Annotated in this window: 23 protein-coding genes and 1 pseudogene; 13 read left to right on the top strand and 11 right to left on the bottom strand. The window is 69.5% G+C overall.

All coding sequences use genetic code 11. The features are described from left to right. Nucleotides 1-60: 60 nt before the first annotated feature. From QRX60_RS04785 to QRX60_RS04760, 6 genes are all read left to right on the top strand, one after another. Nucleotides 61-1,887 carry a glycoside hydrolase family 3 protein gene (locus QRX60_RS04785; protein WP_285999588.1) on the top strand — a complete coding sequence of 609 codons (1,827 nt, stop codon included), beginning with the start codon at nucleotides 61-63 and terminating at the stop codon, nucleotides 1,885-1,887. A gap of 32 nt (nucleotides 1,888-1,919) precedes the next feature. Continuing rightward, complete coding sequence (locus tag QRX60_RS04780) at nucleotides 1,920-3,200, top strand: RICIN domain-containing protein (RefSeq protein WP_285999587.1); 1,281 nt, start codon at nucleotides 1,920-1,922, stop codon at nucleotides 3,198-3,200. Nucleotides 3,201-3,271: 71 nt separating this feature from the next. Then, entirely contained in the window at nucleotides 3,272-4,585 is a 1,314-nt protein-coding gene (locus tag QRX60_RS04775) for a family 1 glycosylhydrolase (RefSeq protein WP_285999586.1), read from the top strand. Nucleotides 4,586-4,713: 128 nt separating this feature from the next. Then, nucleotides 4,714-5,583 carry an SDR family oxidoreductase gene (locus tag QRX60_RS04770; protein WP_285999585.1) on the top strand — a complete coding sequence of 290 codons (870 nt, stop codon included), beginning with the start codon at nucleotides 4,714-4,716 and terminating at the stop codon, nucleotides 5,581-5,583. Next, entirely contained in the window at nucleotides 5,580-5,846 is a 267-nt protein-coding gene (locus QRX60_RS04765; protein WP_285999584.1) for an acyl-CoA dehydrogenase N-terminal domain-containing protein, read from the top strand. The genes QRX60_RS04770 and QRX60_RS04765 overlap by 4 nt, the downstream gene beginning before the upstream one ends. Beyond that, nucleotides 5,843-6,229 (top strand): acyl-CoA dehydrogenase family protein, encoded by a 387-nt coding sequence (locus QRX60_RS04760; RefSeq protein WP_285999583.1) that lies wholly within the window; start codon nucleotides 5,843-5,845, stop codon nucleotides 6,227-6,229. The genes QRX60_RS04765 and QRX60_RS04760 overlap by 4 nt, the downstream gene beginning before the upstream one ends. Nucleotides 6,230-6,344: 115 nt before the next feature. Here QRX60_RS04760 and QRX60_RS04755 read toward each other — a convergent pair whose 3' ends face one another. The 3 genes from QRX60_RS04755 to QRX60_RS04745 form a co-directional block, all read right to left on the bottom strand. Further along, complete coding sequence (locus QRX60_RS04755) at nucleotides 6,345-8,831, bottom strand: DNA gyrase/topoisomerase IV subunit A (RefSeq protein WP_285999582.1); 2,487 nt, start codon at nucleotides 8,829-8,831, stop codon at nucleotides 6,345-6,347. Nucleotides 8,832-8,858: 27 nt separating this feature from the next. Then, nucleotides 8,859-10,910 (bottom strand): DNA gyrase/topoisomerase IV subunit B, encoded by a 2,052-nt coding sequence (locus tag QRX60_RS04750; RefSeq protein WP_285999581.1) that lies wholly within the window; start codon nucleotides 10,908-10,910, stop codon nucleotides 8,859-8,861. A 135-nt stretch (nucleotides 10,911-11,045) separates the two neighbouring features. Then, nucleotides 11,046-12,335 carry a phospholipase D-like domain-containing protein gene (locus QRX60_RS04745; protein WP_285999580.1) on the bottom strand — a complete coding sequence of 430 codons (1,290 nt, stop codon included), beginning with the start codon at nucleotides 12,333-12,335 and terminating at the stop codon, nucleotides 11,046-11,048. A 107-nt stretch (nucleotides 12,336-12,442) separates the two neighbouring features. Between QRX60_RS04745 and QRX60_RS04740 the strand changes: the two genes are divergently transcribed. The 4 genes and pseudogenes from QRX60_RS04740 (at nucleotide 12,443) to QRX60_RS04725 (ending at nucleotide 16,172) form a co-directional block, all read left to right on the top strand. Then, nucleotides 12,443-13,543, top strand: a complete 1,101-nt coding sequence (locus QRX60_RS04740) for an LLM class flavin-dependent oxidoreductase (RefSeq protein WP_285999579.1) — start codon at nucleotides 12,443-12,445, stop codon at nucleotides 13,541-13,543. After that, nucleotides 13,540-14,139, top strand: coding sequence for an FMN reductase (locus tag QRX60_RS04735; protein WP_285999578.1), 600 nt, complete (start codon nucleotides 13,540-13,542; stop codon nucleotides 14,137-14,139). The genes QRX60_RS04740 and QRX60_RS04735 overlap by 4 nt, the downstream gene beginning before the upstream one ends. Before the next feature lie 56 nt (nucleotides 14,140-14,195). Further along, nucleotides 14,196-14,630 carry a VOC family protein gene (locus QRX60_RS04730; protein WP_285999577.1) on the top strand — a complete coding sequence of 145 codons (435 nt, stop codon included), beginning with the start codon at nucleotides 14,196-14,198 and terminating at the stop codon, nucleotides 14,628-14,630. 396 nt (nucleotides 14,631-15,026) lie between these two features. Continuing rightward, nucleotides 15,027-16,172 (top strand): annotated as a pseudogene (locus tag QRX60_RS04725) (IS3 family transposase). Nucleotides 16,173-16,331: 159 nt separating this feature from the next. Here the strand turns inward: QRX60_RS04725 and QRX60_RS04720 are convergent. The 5 genes from QRX60_RS04720 to QRX60_RS04700 all read right to left on the bottom strand — a co-directional run bounded on the left by QRX60_RS04720 (nucleotide 16,332) and on the right by QRX60_RS04700 (nucleotide 20,619). After that, the gene (locus tag QRX60_RS04720; RefSeq protein ID WP_285999576.1) at nucleotides 16,332-17,561 is read right to left on the bottom strand and encodes an HNH endonuclease signature motif containing protein; all 1,230 of its coding nucleotides are present in this window, start codon (nucleotides 17,559-17,561) and stop codon (nucleotides 16,332-16,334) included. Nucleotides 17,562-17,616: 55 nt separating this feature from the next. Beyond that, nucleotides 17,617-19,044, bottom strand: coding sequence for an IS66 family transposase (gene tnpC / locus QRX60_RS04715; RefSeq protein WP_285997055.1), 1,428 nt, complete (start codon nucleotides 19,042-19,044; stop codon nucleotides 17,617-17,619). A 177-nt stretch (nucleotides 19,045-19,221) separates the two neighbouring features. Beyond that, entirely contained in the window at nucleotides 19,222-19,827 is a 606-nt protein-coding gene (locus QRX60_RS04710) for a dihydrofolate reductase family protein (RefSeq protein WP_285999575.1), read from the bottom strand. Nucleotide 19,828: 1 nt separating this feature from the next. After that, a complete protein-coding gene (locus tag QRX60_RS04705; RefSeq protein WP_285999574.1) occupies nucleotides 19,829-20,287 on the bottom strand; it encodes an SRPBCC family protein in 459 nt (152 codons plus the stop codon). Next, complete coding sequence (locus QRX60_RS04700) at nucleotides 20,284-20,619, bottom strand: ArsR/SmtB family transcription factor (protein WP_285999573.1); 336 nt, start codon at nucleotides 20,617-20,619, stop codon at nucleotides 20,284-20,286. The genes QRX60_RS04705 and QRX60_RS04700 overlap by 4 nt, the downstream gene beginning before the upstream one ends. A 133-nt stretch (nucleotides 20,620-20,752) precedes the next feature. Here QRX60_RS04700 and QRX60_RS04695 point away from each other — a divergent pair, with 133 nt between their 5' ends. Genes QRX60_RS04695 through QRX60_RS04685 form a run of 3 tightly spaced genes read left to right on the top strand, consistent with a single transcriptional unit; the run spans nucleotide 20,753 to nucleotide 23,247 of the window. Beyond that, a complete protein-coding gene (locus QRX60_RS04695; RefSeq protein ID WP_285999572.1) occupies nucleotides 20,753-22,192 on the top strand; it encodes a serine hydrolase domain-containing protein in 1,440 nt (479 codons plus the stop codon). Further along, the gene (locus QRX60_RS04690; RefSeq protein WP_285999571.1) at nucleotides 22,150-22,566 is read left to right on the top strand and encodes a PGPGW domain-containing protein; all 417 of its coding nucleotides are present in this window, start codon (nucleotides 22,150-22,152) and stop codon (nucleotides 22,564-22,566) included. The genes QRX60_RS04695 and QRX60_RS04690 overlap by 43 nt, the downstream gene beginning before the upstream one ends. An 18-nt stretch (nucleotides 22,567-22,584) precedes the next feature. After that, a complete protein-coding gene (locus QRX60_RS04685) occupies nucleotides 22,585-23,247 on the top strand; it encodes a TetR/AcrR family transcriptional regulator (protein WP_285999570.1) in 663 nt (220 codons plus the stop codon). On the opposite strand, the gene QRX60_RS04680 is transcribed toward QRX60_RS04685, so the two are convergent. The 3 genes from QRX60_RS04680 to QRX60_RS04670 form a co-directional block, all read right to left on the bottom strand. Further along, nucleotides 23,207-23,872 (bottom strand): Rossmann-fold NAD(P)-binding domain-containing protein, encoded by a 666-nt coding sequence (locus QRX60_RS04680; RefSeq protein WP_285999569.1) that lies wholly within the window; start codon nucleotides 23,870-23,872, stop codon nucleotides 23,207-23,209. The two genes, QRX60_RS04685 and QRX60_RS04680, sit on opposite strands and share 41 nt — an antisense overlap. After that, nucleotides 23,869-24,273 carry a carboxymuconolactone decarboxylase family protein gene (locus QRX60_RS04675; protein ID WP_285999568.1) on the bottom strand — a complete coding sequence of 135 codons (405 nt, stop codon included), beginning with the start codon at nucleotides 24,271-24,273 and terminating at the stop codon, nucleotides 23,869-23,871. Before QRX60_RS04675 ends, QRX60_RS04680 begins: the two co-directional genes overlap by 4 nt. A gap of 80 nt (nucleotides 24,274-24,353) precedes the next feature. Then, nucleotides 24,354-26,726, bottom strand: a complete 2,373-nt coding sequence (locus tag QRX60_RS04670) for a DNRLRE domain-containing protein (RefSeq protein ID WP_285999567.1) — start codon at nucleotides 26,724-26,726, stop codon at nucleotides 24,354-24,356. Nucleotides 26,727-26,764 lie beyond the last annotated feature (38 nt).

Genomic DNA, 26,764 nt, shown 5'->3' with positions numbered 1-26,764 from the left:
CCGAAAGCTTGTGTCTTAATTCAAGGCGTGAATTTCGGTCTCTCGACGAGGAGGACCCGGATGGGTCTCGGACGCAGACTGGGCATCGGCGCGCTGGCACTGGGGTTGCTGGTGGCGTCGGAAACCCCCGCCCTCGCCGGGAACGGCCCGGCGTACCAGGATTCCCGGCGCCCGGTGAAGGTCCGGGTCGCCGACCTGATGTCCCGGATGTCCCTCGACGACAAGCTCGGCCAGATGATGCAGGCCGAACGCCTCGGGGTGAAGTCCCCGGCCGACGTCACGACCGGCCGGCTCGGCTCGCTGCTCTCCGGCGGCAGCTCGCAGCCGACCCCCAACACGCCCGTCACCTGGGCCGACATGTACGACGGCTTCCAGAAGGCCGCTCTCGCCACGCCGCTGGGCATCCCGCTCATCTACGGTGTCGACGCCGTCCACGGTCACAACGGTCTGTACGGCGCCACCGTCTACCCGCACAACATCGGCCTCGGCGCGACGCGCGACCCGCGGCTGGTCGAGAAGATCGGCCGCGCCACCGCCGAAGAGGTCTCCGGCACCGGCATCGACTGGGACTTCGCGCCCTGCCTGTGCGTCGCCCGCAACGACCGCTGGGGCCGCACCTACGAGTCCTTCGGCGAGGTCCCGCAGCTGGCCACCGAGATGACGTCGATCATCACCGGCCTGCAGGGCCGCTCGCTGGACCGGCCGGGCTCGGTCATGGCGACGGCCAAGCACTACGTCGGCGACGGCGGCACCACCGGCGGCGTCAACGAAGGCAACACCGAGGTCAGCGAGCAGGAGCTGCGGCAGATCCACCTGCCGCCGTTCAAGGCCGCCGTCCAGCGCGGGGTCGGTTCGGTGATGATCTCCTACAGCAGCTGGAACAGCGTGAAGCTGCACGCGAACTCGTACCTGATCAACGACGTCCTGAAGAAGGAGCTCGGCTTCAAGGGGATCGTCGTCTCGGACTACAACGGCGTCGACAAGATCGACGGCAAGACCGGCTTCACCCCCGAAGAGGTGGAGGCGTCGATCAACGCGGGCATCGACATGGTGATGGTGCCCTTCGAGTGGCAGAAGTTCATCGACACGCTGCGCACGCTGGTGCAAGAAGGCCGCGTGCCGATGTCGCGGATCGATGACGCCAACCGGCGCATCCTGACCAAGAAGTTCGAGCTCGGCCTCTTCGAGCACCCACTGACCGACCGGCGGTTCCTGAACACGATCGACAGCAAGCAGCACCGCGACCTGGCGCGCCAGGCCGTCCGCGAGTCCCAGGTGCTGCTGAAGAACGAGAACCACGTGCTGCCGCTGTCCCGGCGCGAAAAGATCTTCGTGGCCGGCAAGAGCGCCGACGACATCGGGAACCAGTCCGGCGGCTGGACCGTCGGCTGGCAGGGCACCAGCGGCCCGGTCATCCCCGGCACCACGATCCTGCAGGGCATCAAGAGCAGTTCGTCGAAGGTCACCTACGCCAAGGACGGCACCGGGATCGACAAGAGCTATGACGTCGCCGTCGCCGTTGTAGGGGAGACGCCGTACGCGGAAGGCAAGGGCGACCGTCCACAAGGGATGGGGCTGGACGCCACCGACCTCGCGACGCTGCAGAAGCTGAAGGACTCCGGCGTGCCGACGGTGGTCGTGCTGGTGTCCGGGCGCCCGCTCGACATCGCGGCGCAACTGCCGGACTGGGCCGGGCTGGTCGAGTCGTGGCTGCCGGGCAGTGAGGGGCAGGGCGTCGCCGACGTCCTCTTCGGCGACTACAACCCGACCGGCAAGCTGCCGGTGACGTGGATGCGCAGCGCCGACCAGCAGCCCATCAACGTCGGCGACGGCAAGCCCGCGCTGTTCCCGTTCGGCTATGGCCTGCACTACTCGCGCCACTGGTGATCGTTTCCCCGCCCCCACCGGAAGGAACACGCATGTCGTCAAGATCCCGCCGCCCGCTGATCCGGATATTGGCTTTCTTCGCCGCCTGCCTCGGCTTGAGCCTGGGCGCCCCGGCGGTGCAGGCCGCGACGCCGTTCAAGGTGCTCGCGTTCTACAGCGGCACCTACGACGCCGCGCACATCAGCTTCGAGAAGGAGGCCAACGTCTGGTTCCCGCAGCAGGCGGCGGCCAACGGCTTCACCTACACCGCGACGACCAACTGGGACCAGCTGACGACCGTCACGCCGAGCCAGTACCAGGTCGTCATGTTCCTCGACGACCAGCCGCAGTCGCAGGCGCAGTTCCAGGGCTTCCAGCGGTACATGCAGGCCGGCGGCGCGTTCTACGGCTTCCACGTGACGGCGTACAACGACAGCTCGACGCCGTCGTACGCCAACTGGTTCCACAACGACTTCCTCGGCACCGGCCGGTTCACCTCGAACACGTGGGGCCCGACACCGGAGACGCTGAAGATCGAGAACCGCACGCACCCGTCGACGGTCAACCTGCCGGCGACCATCAAGTCCTCGACGTCCGAGTGGTACGCCTGGCAGAACGACCTGCGCCAGAACAGCAACATCACCATCCTGGCGTCGATGGACCAGTCCACGTTCCCGATCGGCACCGACCCGAACCAGACCTGGTACAGCGGGTACTACCCGATCGCGTGGACGAACAAGAACTACAAGATGATCTACTCGAACTTCGGCCACAACGCGATGAACTACGACACGAACACCGCGCTGTCGTCGACGTTCGAAAGCGCCGACCAGAACCGCTTCCTGCTCGACGGCCTCAAGTGGCTCGGGGGCGGCGGCACGACGACCCCGCCGCCGGACGGCACGATCGACCCGTCGGCCTGGTACGCCGTGACGAACAAGGCGTCCGGCAAGTGCGTCGACGCGCGGTCCGCGGGCAGCACCAACGGCACCGTGATCCAGCAGTACACCTGCAACGGCACCACGGCCCAGCAGTACCGGTTCGCGCCGACCAGCGGCGGCTACGACCGGATCGACAACCGCACCAACCCGGCCGAGGTCATCGACGTCACCAACGTGGCGACGACGGACAACGCCGGCCTGCAGCTGTGGTCCTACAGCGGCGGGAACAACCAGCAGTGGCAGCCGGTGTCGGAGGGCGGCGGGTACTACCACTTCGTCGCCCGCCACAGCGGCAAGTGCCTGACCGTGCCGGGGGCGTCCACCGCGGACGGCGTCCAGCTGGTCCAGTCGACCTGTGACGGCAGCGCAGCTCAGTCGTTCAAGGTCGCCTGAACAGAGGGGGGTGCGCCGCGGCGCCCTCTCGGCTAACATGAATGACCTTCACGTTGGCTGAGGAGGGTGCCGTGGTGCGCCGGAACCGAGCTGTCTTCGTCGTCCTGGCCCTGTTGGCCGCCATGCTCGCCGGCGTGACTCCGGCGGTCGCCGTCACCCAGCCGTTCTTCTGGGGGGTCGCGACCTCGGGTTATCAGGCGGAAGGCTCCGCGCCCGACAGCAACTGGCGCCGCTACGAGCAGGCCAAGACGTCGTCGATCAAGGAGCCCTACCTCGAGTCCGTCGACTTCCGGCACCACTACGCCGAGGACATCGACCGCGCGAAGCAGCTCGGGGTGAACGTGTTCCGCTTCAGCGTCGAGTGGGCCCGGATCGAGCCGCGGCCCGGCCAGGTCGACCAGGCGGAGCTGGCGTACTACGACGACGTCGTGCGGCACGTCCTCGACGCCGGGATGCGGCCGATGATCACCCTCGACCACTGGGTCTACCCGGGCTGGGTCGCCGACCAGGGCGGCTGGGACAGCGACCGCACGGTCGACGCCTGGCTCGCCAACGCCCGCCGCGTCGTGGACCGCTACAAGGGGCTCGGCGCGCTGTGGATCACGATCAACGAGCCGACCGTCTACCTGCAGAACGAGACGGCCAACGGTGGCCTGGCCGGGTGGAAGCTGCCGTGGGCGCAGGCGCGGCTGGTGAAGGTGCACCGCGCGGCGTACGACCTGATCCACCAGCTGGATCCGGGTGCGCTCGTGTCCAGCAACACGGCCTACATCCCCGCTGTCCAAGGGGTTCTCGACGCGTCGTTCCTCGACCAGGTGCGCGACAAGCTCGACTTCGCCGGCCTCGACTACTACTACGGCGCGAGTCTCGACAACCTCAGCGCGGTCCACGCGGCGAGTGGTGAGTTCTGGAAGGTTACGCCGCAGCCGGACGGCATCTACTACGCACTGCGGTACTACGCGCGGAAGTTCCCCGGCCTGCCGCTGTACGTCGTCGAAAACGGGATGCCGACGGACAACGGCAACGCGCGTCCGGACGGCTACACGCGTTCCGACCACCTGCGTGACCACATCTACTGGGTGCAGCGCGCGAAAGCCGACGGCATGAACGTCATCGGCTACAACTACTGGAGCCTCACCGACAACTACGAGTGGGGCAGCTACCAGCCGCGGTTTGGACTGTACACAGTGGACGCGCGATCGGACGCCACGCTGACGCGCCGGCCGACCGACGCCGTCGCGGCGTACCGGCAGCTGATCGCGGGCCACGGCGTCCCGGCCGGCTACACGCCGGTGCGGCCGCCGGGGTTCTGCTCCGTCGTCGACGGCCTCGGCAGCTGCCTCGACCCGGCTCGCTATCCCGGTCCACTGGCGCCGCTGGGCTGATTTTGTGCCGCTGACCAGGACCTGTCGACGTCGATCTGGGCGGCGGACCCGGGTCGCTACGCCTTCGAAACGTCCGTGGGGGACCAGGTCGTCGTCAAGGACGGCCTCGCCGAGATCGGAGACCGCTGATGGGTGCACTCGACGGGCGCGTCGCGCTGGTCACCGGTGCGGGGCGCGGGATCGGGCGGGAACAAGCGCTGCTGTTCGCCCGCGAGGGCGCGCGCGTGGTCGTCAACGACCTCGGCGGGGACAACGACGGGAGTGGCTCGTCCTCCGGGCCGGCCGATTCGGTGGTTTCGGAAATCCGCGCGCTGGGTGGTTCGGCGGTCGCGAACACGTCGAGCGTGACGTCGTGGCAGGGCGCGTCGGAGCTGGTCGACCAGGCCGTTTCGGAGTTCGGACGGCTGGACGTCGTGGTGAACAACGCGGGCATCCTGCGCGACGCGTTCGTCGCGAGCATCACCGAGGAGCAGTGGGACGCGGTGATCGCGGTGCACCTCAAGGGGCACGCGGCGGTGCTGCACCACGCGGCGGCGTACTGGAAGTCCTGTTCGAAAGCAGGTTCTCCGGTGGCGGCGTCGGTCGTCAACACGGCGTCGGCGTCCTGGGTGACGCTGCCGAACGCGGGGCAGGTCAACTACGGCGCGGCGAAGGCGGGCATCGCGGCGATGACCCTGGTGGCGGCGGCCGAGCTGGAGCGGTACGGGGTCCGGGTCAACGCGATCGCCCCGATCGCCCGGACCCGGCTCACGCTGGCGACGCCCGGGATGGGGGCGATCTTCGTTGCACCGGTTCCCGAAGGCGAGTTCGACGCCTTCTCGCCGGCGAACATCTCGCCCCTGGTGGCCTACCTGGCGACGGAGAAGTGCCCGTTGACCGGCAAGGTGTTCGCGGTGCAGGGCGGCGCGATCTCGGAGCTGGCCGGCTGGCACGACGTGAAGGTGATCGAGACCGAGGGCCCGTGGGCGATCGACGACATCGCGGCGAGGCTGCCGTGATCGAGTGGTCCGAGACGGACCTGCTGGTCCGCGACTCGATCCGGGAGTTCGTCGACAAGGAGATCCGGCCTTGTCTGGACGCTCTGGAGAGCGGGGCTTTGCCGCCCTATGACATCATCCGGAAGCTGTTCAAGGCGTTCGGGCTGGACGCGCTCGCGCGGGAGTCGGTGTCTCGCGTTTGTCTCTCTCGGGTTCTTCATCGTCGTCGCTGGGCGGGCAGGAGACGCTGGCGCTGGTCGCGATCAGCGAGCTGGCCGGGGTGAGCCTGGGGATCGTGGCTTCCCTGGGTGTTTCGCTGGGCCTGACGGCGGCGACGATCCTGTCGAAGGGGTCGCTGGAGCAGAAGAAGCGCTGGCTGCCGGGGCTGGCGACGTTCGAGAAGGTCGGCGCGTGGGCGATCACCGAGCCGGACTCGGGATCGGACGCGTTCGGCGGCATGCAGACGACCGTCCGCCGGGACGGCGACGAGTACGTGCTGAACGGGCGGAAGACGTTCATCACGAACGGTCCGTTCGCCGACACGGTGGTGGTGTACGCGAAGCTGGACGACGGCTCGCCGGTGCGTGACCGGCCGGTGCTCACCTTCGTGCTGGACCGCGGGATGCCGGGGTTCGTGCAGGCAAGCCGTTCAAGAAGATGGGGATGATGTCGTCGCCGACGGGCGAGCTGTTCTTCGACGACCCACATCGCCAAGGCCCTGCTCGCCTAACCCGGTCGTGAGTGTTTAGGCGGGTTCTAACCCGCCTAAACACTCACGACCGTCAGTCGCGCTCGATGAGGTGGCCCACCACGTCGGGGCCTGGGTGTGCGTGGCCCGAGCCGTCGCGGCGGACGTCGATCTCCGGGAGCTCCACCGGGTCGCCGTTGCGGGCCGCGCCCGCCGGCCGCGGGCCGATCCACGCCACTCGGAGAGCTGTCTCGCCCTTCAGGAACCGCTGGGCCCGGACGCCGCCCGTCGCTCGGCCCTTGGCCGGGTACTCGCTGAACGGGGTCACCTTCACGCTCTGCCCCGTCGAGGTGATCACCAGGGGTTCGCCGTGCTCGTCGTCGTCCGTGCGGATCGCGCCGAAGAACACCGCCGACGCGTCGCCGCTCAGGTTGATACCTGCCATGCCGCCGCCCTTCAGGCCCTGCGGGCGGACCAGCGAGGCCGCGTACTTCAGCAGCGACGCCTCCGACGACACGAACGCCAGCGTCTCCGAGCCGTCCGTCAGCCACGTCGCGCCGACGACCTCGTCGCCGTCCTTCAACGAGATCACTTCGAACTCGTCCGAACGCACCGGCCACTCCGGCGAACAGATCTTCACCACCCCGGCCCGGGTGCCGAGCGCCAGGCCCGGTGAACCCGCCGCCTGCTCGCCCAGCGGCGCGATGCCGACGACCGTCTCGCCCTTCTCCAGCGGCACGAGCTCCTTGGCCGCCATGCCGCCGCGCAGGGAGACGGTGCCCGCCTGCTCCGGCAGCACCGGCAACGGCAGGACGTCGGTCTTGAACGCCCGGCCACGGCTCGTCACCAGCAGCACCTGGCCGCGCGCGGTCGTGTGGACCACCGCCGCGACGGCGTCGTGCTTCACGCGGCCGTTGCGGCGGCGCGTCTCCGTCGACTCCTCGGACTCGGCCGCGGTGCGCGCCACCAGCCCGGTCGCCGAGAGGATCACCTGGCACGGGTCGTCCGTGACCTCCAGGGGACCGGACGGCTTCGACGCGGCCAGGACCTCCTTGAGGTCGCCGTCGATCAGCGACGTGCGGCGCTCGGTCGGGAAGTCCTTCGCGATCTTCGCCAGCTCCGCCGAGACGAGCTTCTTCAGCACGGACTCGTCGTCGAGGATCTTGGTCAGCTCCGCGATCTCCTCGCGCAGCCGATCCTGCTCCGACTCCAGCTCCAGCCGGTCGTACTTGGTCAGCCGGCGCAGCGGGGTGTCGAGGATGTACGTCGCCTGGATCTCCGACAGCTTGAAGCGCGTCATCAAGCCGTCCTTCGCGGCCTGCGCGTTCTCGCTCTCGCGGATGAGCTTGATCACCTTGTCGATGTTCAGCAGCGCGATCAGCAGGCCGTCGACCAGGTGCAGCCGCTCTTCGCGCTTCCGGCGCCGGTACTTCGTGCGCCGCGTGACGACCTCGTAGCGGTGGCGGAGGAAGACCTCCAGCAGCTCCTTCAGCCCCAGCGTCTGCGGCTGGCCGTCGACGAGCACCAGGTTGTTGATGCCGAACGACTGCTCCAGCGGCGTCAGCCGGTACAGGTCGGCCAGCAGCGCCTGCGGGTTGACGCCGACCTTGCACTCGATGACCAGCCGCGTGCCGTTCTCGCGGTCGGTGAGGTCCTTGACGTCGGCGATGCCGGTGAGCCGCTTGGACTTGTTGACCTCGTCGGTGATCTTCTCGATCACCTTCTCCGGGCCGACGCCGTAGGGCAGCTCGGTGACGGTGATCGCCTGCCGCCCGCGGCTGCCTTCGAGGGGCCCGGTTTCGCAGTTCGCCCGCATCCGGACCACGCCGCGGCCGGTCTCGTACGCGCGGCGGACCTCGTCCAGGCCCAGCAGGCTGCCGCCGGTCGGCAGGTCGGGGCCGGGGACGAACTCCATCAGCTTGTCGAGCGTCGCGGACGGGTGCGTGATCAGCCACCGCGCCGCGGCGACGACCTCGCCGAGGTTGTGCGGGATCATGTTGGTCGCCATCCCGACCGCGATCCCGGACGTGCCGTTGACCAGCAGGTTCGGGAACGCCGCGGGCAGCACGGACGGCTCTTCGAGCGAACCGTCGTAGTTCGGCCGGAAGTCGACGGTGTCCTCGCCGAGCTCGCCGACCAGCTGCATCGCCTCGGGCGACATGCGCGCTTCGGTGTACCGCGAGGCGGCCGGGCCGTCGTCGGGCGAGCCGAAGTTGCCGTGGCCGTCGATCAGCGGCACGTTCAGCGAGAAGTCCTGCGCCAGCCGCACCATCGCGTCGTAGATCGCGACGTCACCGTGCGGGTGGTACTTGCCCATGACGTCGCCGACCACACGGGACGACTTCACGTACGCGTGCGTCGGGCGGTAGCCGTTCTCGTTCATCGAGTACAGGATCCGGCGGTGCACCGGCTTCAACCCGTCGCGCGCGTCCGGCAGGGCGCGCGAGTGGATGACCGAATACGCGTACTCCAGGTAGGAGTCTTCGATCTCGGTCTTCAGCGAGTTGTCGAAGACGTTCGCCCCGGCGGAGTCGAACGCGCTGGGATCGACCTTGGTGGTGGTGCCCTTGCGGCGTGCCACGGCAGAACTCCTTGGTAGCTACGAAATTTAAGCGTCGATGGCGTCGCGGTCGATCCGGTCCGAGGAGGCGACCAGCCAGTTCCGCCGGGGCTCGACCTTCTCGCCCATCAGCAGCTCCAGCGCGCCCTCGGCGGCCTCGGCGTCGTCCATGGTGATCCGGCGGACCGAGCGGGTGGCCGGGTTCATCGTGGTCTCCCACAGCTCGTCGGCGTCCATCTCGCCGAGACCCTTGAACCGCGGCACCGGCGTGACGATGCTCTTGCCCGCCCGCTCCAGCTCGGCGTACTTGGTTTCCATCTCCTGCTGCGTGTACGTGAAGTGCGTCTCCGGGTTGCGGCCCTTCGTGACGAGCTTGTGCAACGGCGGCATCGCGGCGTACAGCCGGCCGTCCTCGATCACGGGACGCATGTACTTCGCGAACAGCGTGATCAGCAGGGTCCGGATGTGCGAGCCGTCGACGTCCGCGTCCGCCATCAGGATGACGCGGCCGTAGCGCATGGTCGTCAGGTCGAACGTGCGCCCGGTGCCCGCGCCCAGGACCTGCACGATCGACGCGATTTCGGCGTTCTTCAGCGTGTCGCCGAGCGACGCCTTCTGCACGTTCAGGATCTTGCCCCGCAGCGGCAGCAGCGCCTGGTACTCCGACACGCGCGCCATGCGCGCCGACCCGAGCGCGCTGTCACCCTCCACCAGGAACAACTCGCTGCGCGAGACACCGGTGGTGCGGCAGTCGACCAGCTTCGGCGGCATCGCCGCGCCCTCGAGCGCGGTCTTGCGCCGGGCCGCGTCCTTCTGCTGCTTCTGGGTGAGCCGGACGCGCGAGGCGTCGACCACCTTCTGCAGCACGACCTTGGCCTCGGACTTTGTCTTGCGGTCCTCGGTCCAGGCCTTGACGTGCTTGTCGACGATGCCCTGGATGACGCGGGTGATGCCGGCGGTGGACAGCTCGTCCTTCGTCTGCGACGTGAACTGCGGCTCTGGCAGCCGGACGTGCACGACGGCGGTCATGCCCTCGAGGACGTCCTCGATCGTCGGCATGTCCTCCTTGGGCTTGAGCAGCCCACGGGTCTTGGAGATCGCGTCCTGCAACGCCTTCGCCATCGCGCGGTCGAAGCCGCGGCGGTGCGTGCCGCCGTGGACGTTGCGGATCGTGTTGGTGAAGCACTCGACCGTGCGCTCGTAGCCGGTGCCCCAGCGCAGCGCCACCTCGACCTCGGCGTGCCGCTCCACATTGGACTGCATGACGCCGGCCGCGTCCGCCGCGTTCTCCTTGTACGTGCCCTCGCCGGTGATCAGCAGCGTGCCGCAGACCGGCTTTTCACCCGACGGGGTCAGGAAGTCGACCATGTCGACGAGGCCGTGCGGGAAGTGGAAGGTCTCTTCGGTGATGGTGTCTTCGATCGCGGTGCGCAGCACGTACGTGACGCCCGGGACCAGGAACGCCGTGTTGCGCAGCTTCGCCCGCACGCCCTCGACGTCCAGCGCCGCGCCGGACTCGAAGTACCGCGCGTCGTACCAGTAGCGGATCGAGGTGCCGCTGCGCTCGCCGCGCTTCATCTTGCCGACGAGGTTCAGCCCGGAGCGGCGGGTGAACTTCGCCTTCGGGCCGGGCGCGTCGAAGGTGCCGGGGATGCCGTGCTTGAACGACATCTGGTGGACCTTGCCGTCCTGCTTCACCGTGACGTCGAAGCGGTGCGACAGCGCGTTGACCGCCGAAGCGCCGACGCCGTGCAGGCCGCCGGAGGTCTTGTAGCCCGAGCCGCCGAACTTGCCGCCGGCGTGCAGCCGGGTCAGCACCAGCTCGACGCCGGACAAACCGGACTTGGCGTGGGTGCCGGTGGGGATGCCGCGGCCGTCGTCGTCCACCTGGACGCTGCCGTCGGCGTGCAGCGTGACGACGATCTTCGTCGCGTGGCCGGCGACACCCTCGTCCGTCGAGTTGTCGACCACCTCGGAGAAGAGGTGGTTGATGCCCCGGCTGTCGGTGGAGCCGATGTACATCCCGGGGCGTTTGCGGACGGCTTCGAGACCCTCGAGGTGGGTGAGGTCGTCGGCCCCGTACAAGGTCTCGGCAGTCACAGGGTCGTTCTCCCGGATCGTGGCTCGCGAAAGTGCTGGTGGTGGTACGGACTCGGCCTGCACCGTACTGCAGGATATCCGCCCACCCCGACAACTTCCGCGCGCTCCCTGTCCCGGAGTGGCGCGCGCCGCCCGCTAGCGGGGGTCGTAGCCCAGGTCGGGCCACAGGCCCAGCAGGGCTTCGATCTTCCGCGGGACCTGGAAGCTGTTCCGGAAGTTCGGCTTCTCGCCGATCGCGGCGAGGGCCTTGCGGAGGTCGCCGAACGCCGGCCTCGCGGCCGTCTCCCGGGTCAGGATGTAGCAGTAGGTGCGGCGCGGGTAGGCGAACTCGTCGGTGTGCGCCTGCAGCACGAGGCCGGGGGCCTCGATCCGCGACCCGACCAGGGCGCGCCCCTGCTTCTGGCTGTAGACGCGGATCACGTGCACGCCCGGGCGGAGCGTGCGCGGCGGGTCCTGGCCCTGGCCGTCGTCGGCCCAGAACAGCTCGACGCGGAACGGCTGTTCGCCGTTCTCGCCGGGGTGGGTGTACTCGCGCGTGAGTTCTTCGAGCCGGTACTCGGCCTCGGCCGACGGCTCGCCGCCCTCGACGAGGCTGACGAGGTACAGCTCGGCCGGGCGCGGCCAGGAGGGCCGGGGAACGTCGGTCGGCGTCTCCGTCGTGTCCGGCGTGTCGCCGGGTTCCGGCTCGGTCACGGCGGCCGCGGTCGCAACCGGTTCCGGTGCCGCCGGCTCGACCGGGGGTGCCGGGGCCGGCGTGACCTCGGCGGCCCGGGCGGGTGCCGCGGGCCGGACCGGGGACGGCGGCGGGGCCGGGGCGGCGGGGCGGACGGGCGTCGCCGGGCGGCTCGTCACCACGGACCGGGCGGGTGCCGCGGCGCGGGTGGGGGCGGCGGGGCGCTGCGCGGTGACCGGCTTGCCGGCGCCGTACTGCTCCAGGAGTGGCTCCAGGTCACCCGCCGTCAGCGCGGGTCCCGCCAGGTCGCACCACTCGAGCCAGGCCTCCTGGGCCTCCTCGACGGTGTGCTTCTCGTGGGAGACCGTCACCGCCTCGAACAACTGCCGCGGGCCGGCGGCGGTCACGTCCGCCGAGCCGACCACCACGAACGACGGGTCGTCCTCGGCGATCACCAGCTTCGCGTTCAGCCCGCGCAGCGAGTGCACGATCACGCCCGCCTTCACCCAGTGCAGCAGGGCGTGCGGGCTCGTCGCACCGGACAGCACGGTGTCCAGGCTCGCGTCCGTGATCAGCGTGTCGCCGGGTTCCAGCGGCAGCAGCGCGGCCGCGCCGGGACCGACGTGGCCGAAGGCGGCCACCAGGTTCCGGCGAGGCGCGAGCAGTGGGGTGATCGAGCCCCAGATGTCGCGGCCCGTGAGAAGTCGTACCGAACGTTCTGCCAGACCCAGCCGACCGAGCTCCGCGTCCATGTCCCTGACCTTACTTGGTGCCCCGTCCGGCATTGACGGCCGGAATATCTCTTGCTTGGAAGTAGTTGAATGCGCATGTAAGATGGGGGTCGCGAAGGGAGCAGGTCATGCAGTTCGGAATCTTCACGGTGGGCGACGTCACGACCGATCCCACGAACGGCACCACGCCGACGGAGCACGAGCGGATCAAGGCGATGGTCCGGATCGCGCTCAAGGCCGAGGAGGTCGGGCTCGACGTGTTCGCGACCGGCGAGCACCACAACCCGCCGTTCGTGCCGTCGTCGCCCACGACGATGCTGGGGCACATCGCGGCGCAGACGTCGAAGATCATCCTCTCGACGTCGACGACGCTCATCACCACGAACGACCCAGTGAAGATCGCCGAGGACTTCGCGATGCTGCAGCACCTCGCCGACGGCCGCGTCGACCTCATGATGGGCCGCGGCAACACCGGCCCGGTCTACCCGTGGTTCGGCGAGGACATCCGCCAGGGCATCCCGCTGGCGATCGAGAAGTACGCGCTGCTGCGCCGGCTGTGGCGCGAGGACGTCGTCGACTGGTCCGGCAAGTTCCGCACGCCGCTGCAGGGCTTCACGTCCACGCCGCGGCCGCTGGACGGCGTCCCGCCGTTCGTGTGGCACGGCTCGATCCGCAGCCCGGAGATCGCCGAGCAGGCGGCGTTCTACGGAGACGGCTTCTTCGCCAACCACATCTTCTGGCCGAAGGAGCACTTCCAGCAGCTCATCTCCTTCTACCGCCAGCGGTTCGAGCACTACGGGCACGGGGCGGCCGACCAGGCGATCGTCGGGCTCGGCGGGCAGGCGTTCATCCGGCCCAAGTCGCAGGACGCGTGGAACGAGTTCCGGCCGTACTTCGACAACGCGCCGGTGTACGGGCACGGCCCGTCGCTGGAGGAGTTCACCGACCAGACGCCGCTGACGGTGGGCAGCCCGCAGGAGGTCATCGACAAGACGCTGACGTTCCGCGAGCACTTCGGTGACTACCAGCGCCAGCTGTTCCTGATGGACCACGCGGGCCTGCCGTTGAAGACGGTGCTGGAGCAGCTCGACCTGCTCGGCGGGGAAGTGGTTCCGGTGCTGCGCAAGGAGCTGGACGCGCTGCGCCCGGCCCACGTCCCGGACGCGCCGACGCACGCGTCGTTGGCGGCGGCTGCGGCGGCTTCGGCTTCGGCGGAGGTGGCGGTATGAAGCTCGCGGTGGTGACGGCGGGGCTGTCGGTCCCGTCGTCGACCCGGCTGCTGGCGGATCGCCTGGCCGCGGCCACGGTGGCCGCGGCCGCGGCCGCGGCCTCGGAGCCGGTGTCGGTTTCGGTCGTCGAGCTGCGCGACATCGCGTTGGACGTGACGAAGAACCTGCTGACGGGGTTCCCGAGCCCGGCGTTGCGTTCGGCGATCTCGACGGTCGTCGGCGCGGACGCGCTGATCGTGGTGACCCCGGTGTTCACGGCGGGGTACAGCGGGCTGTTCAAGTCGTTCTTCGACGTGCTGGACGCGGACTCGCTGGCGGGCAAGCCGGTGCTGCTCGGAGCGACCGGCGGAACGGAACGCCACTCGCTGGTCCTCGACTACCAGCTCCGGCCGTTGTTCGGGTACCTGAAGGCGGATCCGGTCGCGACCGGGGTGTATGCGGCCTCGTCGGACTGGGGGAGCGGAGAGGGAGCCTTGCAGCGGCGCATCGAGAAGGCGGGGGCGGAGCTGGCCTCGCTGGCCGCCGGACGGCCGCCGGCGACCGGCGAGCCGGAGTTCGTCCCGTTCGACCAGCTGCTGGCGGGCGCGGGGGAGTGATCGGGATGCGCCGGTCGGTTCGGCCGGCGCATCGGGGGTGGCATTAGGGTGGGCGGATGGCGTCGGTCAAGCAGGTCCAGATCACCTTCGACTGTGCGGAACCCGAGCGTGTCGCCCGGTTCTGGTGCGAGGTGCTGGGGTACGTCGTCCCCCCACCACCGGAGGGGTTCGCCACTTGGGCCGAGTTCGACAGGTCCCTGCCGCCCGACCGCCAGGGCGCGGCGTTCGCCTGCGCGGATCCCACGGGCGTGGGGCCGCGGCTGTTCTTCCAGCGCGTTCCGGAAGGCAAGGTCGTCAAGAACCGGGTCCACCTCGACGTGCGGGTGGGCACCGGGCTGGTGGGCGACGAGCGCCTGGCCGCACTCCAGGCGGAGTGCGAGCGGTTGATCGCGCTCGGGGCGGTGCAGGAGCGAGTGCTGCTGGCCGATGGCTTCAACGAGTCGTGCATCGTGATGCAGGACGTCGAGGGCAACGAGTTCTGTCTCGACTGAGGGGTGTCCTTGGTCTTGGGGCGGATGTGTTTGCGGGACTGGGGCTTTCGTGCAGGTTCTGGCCCGGGGTTGTTTCCTGGGGTGGAGGGATGGGCGCTGCCGCTGGCGGGGTGCGAGCTGTCTCAGGGGCCCCGCGCTGATGTGGATGGTCTGCGCGGCGGAGTTGCGCGGCCTGTAGCGCTGCTGATGGGGCGAGCTGTGGAGTGCCTCGGGTCGGCTGTCTGGAGTCGATGCCCCGCTTGCAGGTTCTGCATGATCCGGGTGTGGGTCAGCGGCTGGCTGCTTGCGCGGGTTGCGGGCGGTCCGGGGGTGGGTTGGAATCGCTGGGGATTGCCCCCCCGGTTCGGTTGCCTCCTGACCTGTGAGGATGTGCTCCTCGCTGGAAGGATGACCACCATGCCCAAAGCGTTCCCACCGGAGTTCCGCCGCGACGTGGTCGCGGTCGCCCGCAAGGGCGAAGCACCGATCTCCCAGATCGCGAAAGACTTCAGGATCTCCGAGTCCTGCCTGCACCGCTGGCTCGAGATCGCCGACACCGACGACGGCAACCGGCCCGGCACGACGACCACGGAGTCGGCGGAGCTGCGTGAGCTGCGCAAACGCACCAAGCTGCTGGAGCAGGAGAACGAAATCCTGCGCCGAGCCGCGGCGTACTTCGCCAAGGAAATCTCCCCACAATGACATACCCGCTGGTCAAAGACCTACCGCCGACGGGTTCCCCGTCGCGGTGACCTGCCGGGTCCTGGGGTTCTCCACGCAGGCCTACTGCGCCTGGAAGGCGGCCCCGCTCAGCCGCCGCGACCTCGACGACGCCTATCTGATCAACGTCGCGCTCGACATCCCTCGTGACGACCCGGCGTTCGGGCACCGGTTCATCGCTGATGAACTGCCTGCTCGGGGCAGCACCGCCGGGGTGAAGCGGGTCGCGCGGGTGTGTGCTCAGCAGAGGATCTGGTCGGTGTTCGCGAAGAAGAAGGGCCTGAGCAGACGGGCCGGGCCACCGGTGCACGACGACCTGGTGCACAAGAGGTTCACCGCCGACGCCCCAGACCGGCTGTGGCTGACCGACATCACCGAGCATCCCAGGCTTCCGAGGGCAAGCTGTCTCTCCGTGCGATCAAGGACGTCTACTCCGGCCGGATCGTGGGCTACTCGATCGACTCGAGGATGACGGTGTCATCGGCGGTGTCGGCGTTGCGTAACGCGGTCCGGCTGCGGGAGCCGGCCGGCACGATCGTGCACTCGGACAGGGGCAGCCAATTCCGGTCGCGGAAGTTCGTGAACGCGTTACACCGCAATGGTTTACGTGGATCGATGGGACGGGTCGAGGCGTTTGGTGCCAACGCCGCGATGGAGTCTTTCTTCGTGCTGTTGCAGAAGAACGTCCTGGACCGGCAACGCTGGCAGAATCGCGAAGAGCTGCGTTTGGCGATCGTGACCTGGATCGAACGTACCTACCACCGCCGGCGCCGGCAGACTCGTCTGGGCAAACTCACGCCGGTCGAATTTGAGACAATCAACAGGCACGCAACCGCGGCCTGACCCACCCAGCCCGCGAGTCAACCAAACTCGGCGCAGTCCCCTGGGCTTTGTGCGGGTTGCGGATGAGCTGGCCTGGAGCTGCGAACCGCCGATAGTGGGCTGGGACGTGGGGGGTAGGCCCGTAGCCGGTGGCTGCGGGCCTTTCCCATCTTCGGTTGGTCAGGCGGCGAACGGTAGTGGTTGGTGGAGGTTGTTGCGCCTGGGTTTTCGGCGCTTGTCCAAGAACACCGGCGGCAAGAACTCAGGCAAGCCATCAGCAGCTATGCGGACTTGCCAACCGGAACGGTGCAGCAACCGATGGTGGTGCCCGCACATCAGGACCAGGTTGCCCAACTCGGTGGGGCCACCCTCTGCCCAGTGCCGGATGTGGTGGCCCTGGCAGTGGCGAGGCGGGCGATGGCAGCCGGGGAACGCGCAGCCGCGGTCGCGCAGGTACAACGCCCGGCGGAGGCCGGGTGAGACCAACCGCCGGAGACGCCCGAGGTCGAGGGGCTCGCTCTTGCCACCCAGCACCGCGGGGATGATCTGGCAGTCGCAGGCATGGATCCGGGCCTCGGCCGCCGAGATGCGGCCGGTATCGCCCAACGTCGCCTGACCGACACCAGACTTCAAGTCTTCCAACGAGACCGCGACCATCACGTGCGCTCGTTCGCCCGCCTGCATCGGCAAGTCCGGGGAATTCAGGGCCAAGTCGATCGCGTCGGAGAACGCGTCGCCATAGCGTTCCTGCGGGGAACGGAAGCCGGGGCCGTCGTCGGCTCTGCGGCGCTCGGCCAGGGAATCCAGCAGAGCGCTGGCGCGGGCGCCGGTCTCGTCGTCGAACCGGCCTTGAAGTTCCCAGATCCCGGTTCTTTTGCGGCGCAACGACAGCTCGCGACTGGGCGTGGCCGGTTCGGCGGTGTCGGGTTCGGTGCCGTCGGGGTCGAGGTGGGCCAGGATGCGGGCTCCCAGTGCGGCGACCTGCTTGTGCCCGGCGTCTTCGGCGAAGGACAGCAAGTCTCGTTCGGCGTTATCGCGGTGCTCGGGCGGAACTTGCGTCATGGCACCGACGATGGTGTCGATCATCGGGGTGCTCAACCGGCCGTCCAACGCGGCGGCGCCGGTGGCGGGAGCGACGGCGGGGATGGGAGTGCCGTCGAGGTTGCGGCTCGGCGTGAGGGCTCGGGCTCGTTTGACCACGTTCTCGGCGGCGGCCTTGGGAACGTCGGCGAGATGCTCGAACAACCGGCCGACAGACCGGTAGCCGAAGAGTTCCATGACCCCGCGCGACTCGATTTCCACGAGCAGAGAACCGATCTCAGCCTCGACAGAGCGCACGACAGTGAGCAGTGCGGAGATACGGTCGGCCAGGGCCACCGCATCCGCTCTCCACACCGCTTCGCTGTCCACACACGAAGATTACCGGCATCCGAACACATGTTCATCACACGAAAGGAGTAACTGTTCAGGTCATTTCGATAGTTGTTGGCAGCCAAGGGTTTCCGGTGACGGCGTCGCGGAGTGCGGTGATGATATGCAGGCCGTTCTTGCGGGCGGTGGAGATGTAGCCGCGCACGCGCAACCACACCTGGGCGCCGTGCTGGGTGCGCCAGCCGCCGGAGATCTTCAACTGGGCCTTGATCATCCGTAGGTCGCGTTCGGCTTGGTTGTTGGTGAACGGGACGGTGAGGTCGCGGGCGAACAGCAGCACTTGGTGCTGGTAGTCGCGCAGGCGTACCAGCAGGTTGCGGGTCTTGCTTTGCTTACGATGCCGGCTCGGTGGGTGCAGCAGCAGGCCGAGATGGATGGTGCGGACGAACCGGGAGATCAGCGGATCGACGATGTGGGCGGGGATGGCGTCCAGGCCGTCGTCTCGCGCGGCATGGGCAGCGGTGTTGAGTGCTTCGAGGGTTTTGATCGCGATCGTGGGCCAGGTGTGCTCGGGGTGGGCTTCGCCGGCCGCGACCAGTTCGCGCAGGTGGTGGGCGTTGCAGCGGGCGTGTTTGCGTCCGAAATCTTGATACGACATCAGCCCGTCATGGACCGCGACACCCCGGAAGTAGTTGAGGATCCCGAACTCGTCCATCGCCTCGCCACCACGCTGCCGGTGCGGCATGTAGGCGGTCAGGTGTGGGGTGCAAGCCACGTGCAGCCACCAGTTCTTCCCGTCGACCCGGATACCGGTCTCGTCGAAATGTGCCACCGGCGCTGCCCGCAATGCCTGCTCGACCTGCTCGGCGAACCCTTCGAGGTTGGCGGCGACGGGGGTGAGGACACCGGCGACCCAGCCGGTCGACACCGGCAACCCCATCAGGTCCGCCAGCAGCTGCGCGGTCCGCGCGACCGGGATATGCTGGAAGGTCAGCAGATACACCGCCAGCGCGGTCACGTTCGGCCCGTAACACGCGGGTGCGGTCGCCTCGGCCGGCGCGGGCGCGGTGGTGACCTGGTGGCAGCCGCGGCAGCGCAGCCGTTGCAGGCGGTGCTCGGTCACCGACGGGCGCACCTCGGGCAGGTCCACCACCTGCCGCCGCATCACCCCCGCACGATCAGTGCGGCGCAGACCTGCACCGCACCCTGAACACGCCGACGGCGCATGCTCGACGATCCTGTCCGGGTTCTCGACCAGCGACAGGTTCGCACCAGGCGCACCGGGCTGCTTGCCCTGCTTGCGGCCGGTCCTGCTACGCAACGACTTCGGGGCGGGTTTGGCGAACCGGTCCGACGATGGCGGCATCGAGGAGTTACCCGAGTTCGTGCCCAACCGCCGCTTGAGCGCAGCGACTTCGGCCCGCAACGCGGCGATTTCCTCCCGCGCATGCGCGAGCTCTACCGCCTGCGCTGCGACCAGCGCGGCCAGCTCGTCATACGACGGACGAACACCTTCCCCCACAACAAGATCATCCCACAGGCCCGCTCACAGCCCGAAAACGACCTGAACAGTTACCGAAAGGATGATCACGACGAAGCCCGGCAGGGACACCGTTGCGTGGGGAATCGGCGCTCCCGCACCGAGCGGGAAAAGACCATAGAAGGCGCCGATTTCCCACGCAACGGCGAAGCCGCATCTTTAAGAGTGTGGGTACCGAACCCGATAACGCAAGTGAGTAACACCCAACCCGGCGACAACCTCAACCCGCTCCAGCAAAGCCCCCGACGCGCCGACGCCCGAGAAATACCGCACTCCCGAACCGAGAAAAACGGGAACAAGATCGACCCGAACCTCATCGAGAAGCCCAAGGTTCAAGCACTGCTGGGCAATACTCGGCCCGGAGACACCCACGGTCCCATCCCCAGCCGCCTTGGCCAGCTCGATCGCGCGGGAGACGGAAGAGACGAAAGTGAACGGCGCCAACCGGGAATCGGGCCAGTCCGAAGGCGGAGGCCGGTGCGTGACGACGAAAGCCGCGCCGCCGCCCGGTGGGTTGCCGCCCCAGCCGTGGGTGTGGTCGAACACCCGCCGCCCGCAGACGAACGCGCCGCCGCGGACCGTGTCCAAGAACGAACGCAAGTAGTCCGCGCTCGAGGCGTCCACGCGAAAGGTGATCGGGTAGCCGACCATCGGCACCTCGACGTCGCCCGCGGTGTACCAGTCGAACAGTGGTCCCACCGAATCGTCGGGCCGCGCGACGAACCCGTCCAGTGACATGCAGAAGCTCGCGACGACCCCGGTCATCTCAGTCTGCCAGCACCTTGTCGAGCCGCTCGAACGACTCCGTGATCCCGCGGCTCATCCCGCTCTCCAGCGCCGCGTCGCGCGCCTCGACCGACGGGAACACCGAGTGGGTCACCATGCGCGTGCGGCCGCCGAGGTCGGTCAGCGTCAGCGAGTCGAGGGTGACTTCGCCTGGTGCGCCGAGGAACTCGAACGTCTGGATGATCCGGTCCTCGTCCACTGTGTGGTAGACGCCGCGGAAGCGGTATTCGCCGCGCTCGTCGCGGTGGATGTAGGCGTAGCCGCCGCCGGAGCGGGCGTCGAACTCGACGATCTCCATCTCCATGCCGTGCGGGCCCAGCCACTGCACGATCAGCTCCGGGTCGGTGTGTGCGCGGAGAACGGCCGACGGCGGGGCCGCGAACTCGCGGGTGGTCTCGATGAACGGCGTTCCCGGCTGGGCGGTGATCGTGGTGCTCACGGCGTTTCCTCCAGGGTGTCCAGGACGGCGTCGAGCCGCCGGTAGCTGCGTTCGGTGGCCAGCCGGTAGGTGTCGATCCAGCCGGTGAGGGCTTCGAGGGCGGACGGCACGAGGTGGCACGGCCGGCGCTGCCCGTCACGGCTGCGCGTGATCAGCCCGGCCTGCTCCAGCACCTGGATGTGCCGGGAGACGGCCTGCTTCGTGATCGCGAAGGGCTCGGCCAGCTCGTTGACCGTCGCTTCGCCGCGTGACAGCCGCGCGACCAGTGCTCGGCGGACCGGGTCGCCGAGGGCGGTGAACGCCCGGTCCAGCGCCTCCTCGTCAACCGGCATCTTTATCAACCAATCTGTTTATCAACCGATGTGTTGACTATAGGTGCGCTGTCAATACCCTGCCGAAAGTAGGGGGTGATCGACGTCGTCCGGCAGCGGCCGGCGGCCGGGACGAGAACCTACCTTGACCCGCATGACCAGGCTTTTCCTCGTGCTCGCCGTACTCCTGCTCGGCACCGCGACCCCGGCGGCCGCCGCCGGGACGCCCGACGTCGACGGGTACGTCCGCAGCTACCTCGACCACACGGGCCTGCCGGGCGCCGCGGTCGCCGTGACGCACGGCGGCGACGTCGTCCGCGTCGCCGGCTACGGCCACGACGCCTCGGGCGCGCCGATCACCGCGTCGACCCGGCTGCCGATCGCGTCGCTGAGCAAGTCCATGACGGCCTTCGCGGTGCTGCAGCTCGTGGAAGCGGGCCGGATCACCCTCGACGAGCCCGTGACGCGCTCTCTGCCCGGGTTCCGGCTCGCCGACCCCCGGTGCGCGCGGATCACCGTCCGGATGCTGCTGGACCAGACGTCCGGGATGGCCGACTCCGCGTTCCCCGACCTCAGGCTGCCGCAGCCGCACACGCTCGCCGAGGCCGTCGAGCGGCTGCGGGACGCCGGGCTGGCGAGCGAGCCCGGCACGGAGTTCCACTACCACAACCCGAACTACGAAGTGGCCGCCCGGATCGTCGAAGTCGTGGCCGGGCAGCCGTTCGCGGAGTACCTGCGGACGCGGTTGTTCGCGCCGCTCGGGATGGCGTCGAGCTCCACCGTGGACGAGCCGCCGGCCGGGACCACCGGGTACGTCCGGGCCTTCGGGTTCGAGGTCCCGGCGGCCGAACCGGACTGGTTCACCGGTGGCAGCCACGGCGTCGTCACCACCGCCGAGGACCTGGCGAAGTGGCTGGCAGCGCAGCGGGACGGCGGCGGTGTGCTGTCGCCGGCCTCGGTCGCGCTGGCGCACACCCCGGCGCCCGGCCGCGACTACGCACTGGGCTGGGGCGCCTACCGGCCGGGGCAGCTCTCCCACAACGGCGAGTGGTTCACCCACACCGCCGCGCAGATCCTGCTGCCGGACGGTTACGCCGTCGCGGTCGTGGCCGACACCGGCCTCGCGCTGGACAACGACGCCGAGTCGCTCGCCCAGGGCCTGGTCACGCTCCTCCAGGGCGGTTCGCCGGAGCCCGCGCTGCCGGCCGGGGTGGTCGCGGACCGGATCCTCGCCGCGCTCGCGTTGCTCGCGGTGGGACTCGCCGTGGTGGGCGTCCGGCGGGCCGGGCGGAAGCCCCGGCGGTGGCGGGTCGTGCCGCCGTTGCTGCCGCTCGTCCCGCTCGCGTTCCTGCCGCAGTTGCTCGGGGTGGTATTCGCCGGAAGACGGGGTACCTACAGCCAGGTGCTCTACGTCTGGCCGGCGCTCGTGGTCGTGCTCGGCGTGGTCGCGCCGGCCGGCCTGATCGTGGCCGCGGCCAGGGTCCGGGCACTCGTGGGTGGCACGCGGAGCCACGACCAGGAACAATCGGGCACAACGAGGGGAGACGCCCAGTGGGCATCGGCAAACAGGCGAAGCGGATCTCGATCACGGTAGCGGGGGCCGTCCTGCTGGTGGTCGGGGTGCTGCTGCTCGTCCTGCCCGGCCCCGGACTGCTGCTCGTGCTCGCGGGGCTGCTGCTCCTGGCGTCGGAGTTCCCGGCGCTCGAGCGGTACGTCGACCCGGTGCGCGACCGGGCGATGAAGGCGGCCGAGGACAGCGTGTCGTCGCCGCTGCGGATCGCCGGCTCGGTGCTGGCCGGGCTCGCGCTGCTGGCGGCGGGCATCGTCTGGGGCCTGGTGAAATCCCTGCCGTTCGGCGGCTGGAGCACCGGGTCGAGCCTGATCCTGTCGTCGGTGATCCTGTTCGCGCTGCTGATCTGGAGCTACCGGCGGGTCAAGACGCGCCGGGAGACCGCGCCCACCGGCTGACCGGATACTGTCGGCGCCATGAGCGCCGGATTCCAGCGAGCCCGGCGGCCCGAGCAGATCGAGGCGCGCCGCACCGCGATCCTCGCCGCCGCGCGGGAGCTGCTGGCCGAGCGCCCGGTCGCCGACATCAGCTTGCGGGAGCTCGCCTGCCGCGTCGGGCTCGCGAAGTCCAATGTGCTCCGCTACTTCGACAGCCGTGAGGCGATCTTCCTCGAGGTCCTCGACGCCGCCTGGACGGCGTGGCTCGACGACCTCGAAGGATTGCTCGGCGACCCGGCGCCGGCGGATCCCGGCTTCGCGCGCGAAGAGCGTGTCGCGGGGAAGATCGCCGTGACGCTCGGCGAGCGGCGATTGCTGTGCGAGCTGATCAGCTCGATGGCGCCGGTGCTGGAGCGCAACATCTCGCTGGAGTTCGCCCGCAGCTTCAAGGGGCGCGCGGCGGCCAGCACCGAGCGGCTCGGCGTGCTGGTCCGGACGCGGGTGCCGGAGCTGTCGGCCGACGGCGCCCGTCAGTTCGCCCTCGGGGTCGTGGTCCTGGTGTCGGGCGCGTGGCCGCTCGCGAACCCGACCGACGTCGTGGCGAAGGCGGCGGCCGAGGTGGGCGCGACTCCGGAGTTCGCGGACGGGCTGGCCGAAGGGCTCACGAACCTGCTGGCCGGGCTCGTCGCGCGGCGGCGGTGACGATGTCGGAGTTCTCGAGCACCGGCTTCTCGTAACCGTTCCCGGCGACTTCCAGCATCGCCAGACCCAGCTCCTGGTTGGTCGTGACGAAGCCGGGGAACAGCCGCCGCAGCACCGGGTACAGCGGCGTCGCGACGCGGTAGAGCGTCCGGTACAGCCGGGTCTTCGACGTGATCCCGTGCAGGGGCTGGATGTAGCCGGGGCGGAAGGAGAACGTCCGCAGCGGCAGCTTCGCCAGTGCGTTCTCCGTGGCGCCCTTGACGCGCGCCCAGCGCACCCGGCCGCGTTCGGTGCTGTCGGTGCCCGCGCCCGAGACGTAGACGAACGTGCTGCCCTCGGGCAGCTTCCCGGCCACCGAAAGGGTCAGCTGGTAGGTGATCCGCTCGTACTCCTCCGGTGCCACGCCCACCGACGACACGCCGAGGCAGTAGAAGCACGTGTCGTAGCCGGTGATCGGCTCGAGGGTGAAGAGGTCTTCGCACAGCAGCTCGGTGAGCTTCGGGTGCTCGGTGCCGACGGGGGAGCGGCCGACCGCCAGCACCGCCTCGACGCGCTCGTCGAGCAGGCACTCGCGCAGCACGCCCTGCCCGACCATGCCGGTCGCACCGAAGAGGACGACCCTCACGAGCGGGCCTCGGCCACCGGCAGCAGCCCGCGCTCGCCGAAGACCTTCTTCGCCACGGCGGTCGCGTTCAACGCCCGCGGGAACCCGCAGTAGGCGGCCGACTGCAACAGCGCCTCCACGATCTCCTCGGGGGTGAGCCCGGCGTTGAGCGACGCGTTGACGTGCACCTCCAGCTGCGGCTCGCACCCGCCGAGCGCGGTCAGCATGCCGAGCGTGACGAGCTGCCGGTCCCGCGGCACGAGCTGCGGCCGCGTGTAGATCTCGCCGAACCCCCAGGCGACGAGGCTGTCGGCCAGCTTCGGGGAGATGTCGGCGAGGCCGTCGAGCACACGCTGCGCGGTCTCCTCGCCGTTGAGGTCGATCAGTGCCTGGTGGCCGCGTTCGAAGCGATCTTCGGTCATGTCGGCGACGGTAGCGGCTGGAGCACGCTCCAGGTCAACGGAAGGGCCGCACCGGGGAGCCTCCCCGGTGCGGCCCCACGTCAGACGGCGTTCGTCTTCCGGCTCGCCGCCGCGTTCGGATCGACGTAGTAGCTCGTGTACGACGTGTCCGTGCGCTGACCGGCCGCGTTGACGCTCCACGCGTCCACGTACAGCCAGATCTTCGTGTCGGTCGCCGGTGCGGTGAACTCGAACGCCCCCGTGCCGTCCGCGCCCGGCCGGACCTCCACGTCCGGCCCCGTCTCGCCGTCGGCCGTGATGTCGTAGCCGTACGAGGCCAACCCCGGCTGGACCGGCGTCAGCGTGCAGTGGACCAGCTGGCCGGGCCGCAGGTTGCCCGTCGCGTCACAGACGAGCGGCGGGGCGGCCGACTTCGGGTAGAAGCGGTAGTAGCCCGGCTGTGACACCCATCCGTCGGCGGACTTGCTCGTCACGTCGAGGTACTGCGTGTCGGTGCTGAGCGGCGTCAGGGTGACGCTCGCCGTGCCGTCCGGCCCCGCGGGCACCGTGACCGGCGCCGCCCCGAGGTACGAGTACGTGTAGCTCACGACGCCGGGAAGCGCCGACGAGAACGTGAACGTGCCCGGCGTGGTGACGTAGCCGCCTTCGCAGCACTCGGGGAAGTCGGTGCTCGTGATGGAGGGCGCGTCCGAGCCGACCATGACGCTCTCCTCGTTCGTCGCCGACACGAGCCCGGCCGCGGTCGTCGTGTACACCTGGACCGTGTGGTAGTACGGCCGGTCCGGCACCACGGTGACCTGTGCCGTGCCGTCCGGTCCCACCGGGACGGTCGCCGGCTCGCCGTAGTCCCAGTCGTAGGTGAACGACGCCGACCCCGGCAGGACGGCGTGCAGCGTCAGGACGACCGGCTTGCCGACCATGGCGTCGGCCGGCACGTCGACCGTGGGCGCGCCCCGGTCGATGTCGAGCTGCCCGCCACCCGGGCCGGACAGGTTCCCGTTGGTCATCCGGGCCCGCACGCTGACGCGGTAGGACTTCGTGGCGTCGGTCGGCGTGACGGTGATCGTGGCCGTGCCGTCCGGGCCCGCGGGCAGGGTGACCTCCGGCCCGCCGTCGATCTGGTAGACGTAGGCGGTCGCGCCGTCGGTGCCGTGCGGGGCGAACGTGCACTGCCGGGTCTCGCCCAGGAAGGCCCGGGCCGGGGTACACGTCATCGAGGGACCGTTGCGGGCCACGAAGAACCGGTAGTCGCCCGACGGCCCGTGGTTCCCGGCGGCGTCGAGGCCGTACGCGGACATGCTCATCGGGCCGTCGTCGCGCGGGGTGTACCGGACGGTGGCCTTGCCGCCGGGCCGGTCGGCCGCGACGTAGCCGCTGTCGGTGTAGCCGGCCTGCCACTGGAAGCCGACGATCGCGGTGTCACCGCCCGCGTCGAGGGTGAAGTCGCCGGGGATGCCGACGCCGCCCTTGCCGGGCACCTCGTAGACGTAGTCGGTCGAGGTGATCACCGGTGCCGTGGCCGGCGGGGTGAAGTCCGTGGTGAACCGGCAGGTCTCGCTCCACGCGCTCGTGGCCAGCGAGTCCTTCGCACGGACCTGCCACGCGTAGGTGACGCCGTCGGCGAGCTGTGCGTCGGGGTCGAAGTACGCGCCGGAGCCGTAGACGTAGTCGATGCCGGTCGCGCGCTGGTCGGGGTGGTCCACCGGCCACCAGGCGAACTCGGCCGTGAAGCTGTTGTCGTCCGGATCGCTGACGGTGGCCGACATCGCGGCGCCGCCGTGGCGGACGAGCGGTGTCTCCGCGCAGGCGTGCGTGCCGGTCTTCAGCGCGGTCGGCGTCGTCGGCGGCTGGTTCTTCTCCAGGCTCACGTAGAGCAGCGGCCGGTACGTGCGGCCGAACCGCGGGTTGTACTGCTGGCTGTCCGGCAGGCGCAGCACCAGCGTCAGCGACGGCCGGCCGGCGTCGATCGCCTGCTGCAGCACCGGTCCGGCGTCCCAGTCCAGGTAGTCCGACGGGCAGACGTCGAGACTGCCCGGGCCGGCCAGCTTGGTCAGCTCGCGAGGCTGGTCGTTCCAGGTCGGTGCCTTCTTCGCCGGTGCCGTGACCCACAGCTCGGTGCCCCGGGGCGCCGAGCAGTCGGCGACCGCCGTCTCCTTGCCGGACAGCTCCGCGGAAAGCACCTTGGCGCCGCGCAGCCCGGAGAGGTCGAAAGTGAAGTAGGACTTCGAAACGTGCTTCTTGCCGTGGTCGACCTTCGCGCCGATCGGCGCGTCGCCGGCCGGGTCGACGAAGCTCTTCTCCGGCTGGGCCGAGTCGATGAACGACCACGACGTCGACTGGATCGACGTGTACTCCGTGGCCGAAGCCGGCAGCGCCGTCCCGGCGAGCAGCAGCGCCGCGGTGACGGCGAGGACGCCCGTTCTGGCGGGCAGGGACGATCTTCGAGAGCCCAAAAGGCTCACCCCCTGAAATGCGAAACCCGGGGACCGCG

It is taken from the genome of Amycolatopsis mongoliensis (assembly GCF_030285665.1).
GTDB lineage: Bacteria > Actinomycetota > Actinomycetes > Mycobacteriales > Pseudonocardiaceae > Amycolatopsis > Amycolatopsis mongoliensis.
This window is presented reverse-complemented; position numbering and strand designations above follow the sequence as displayed.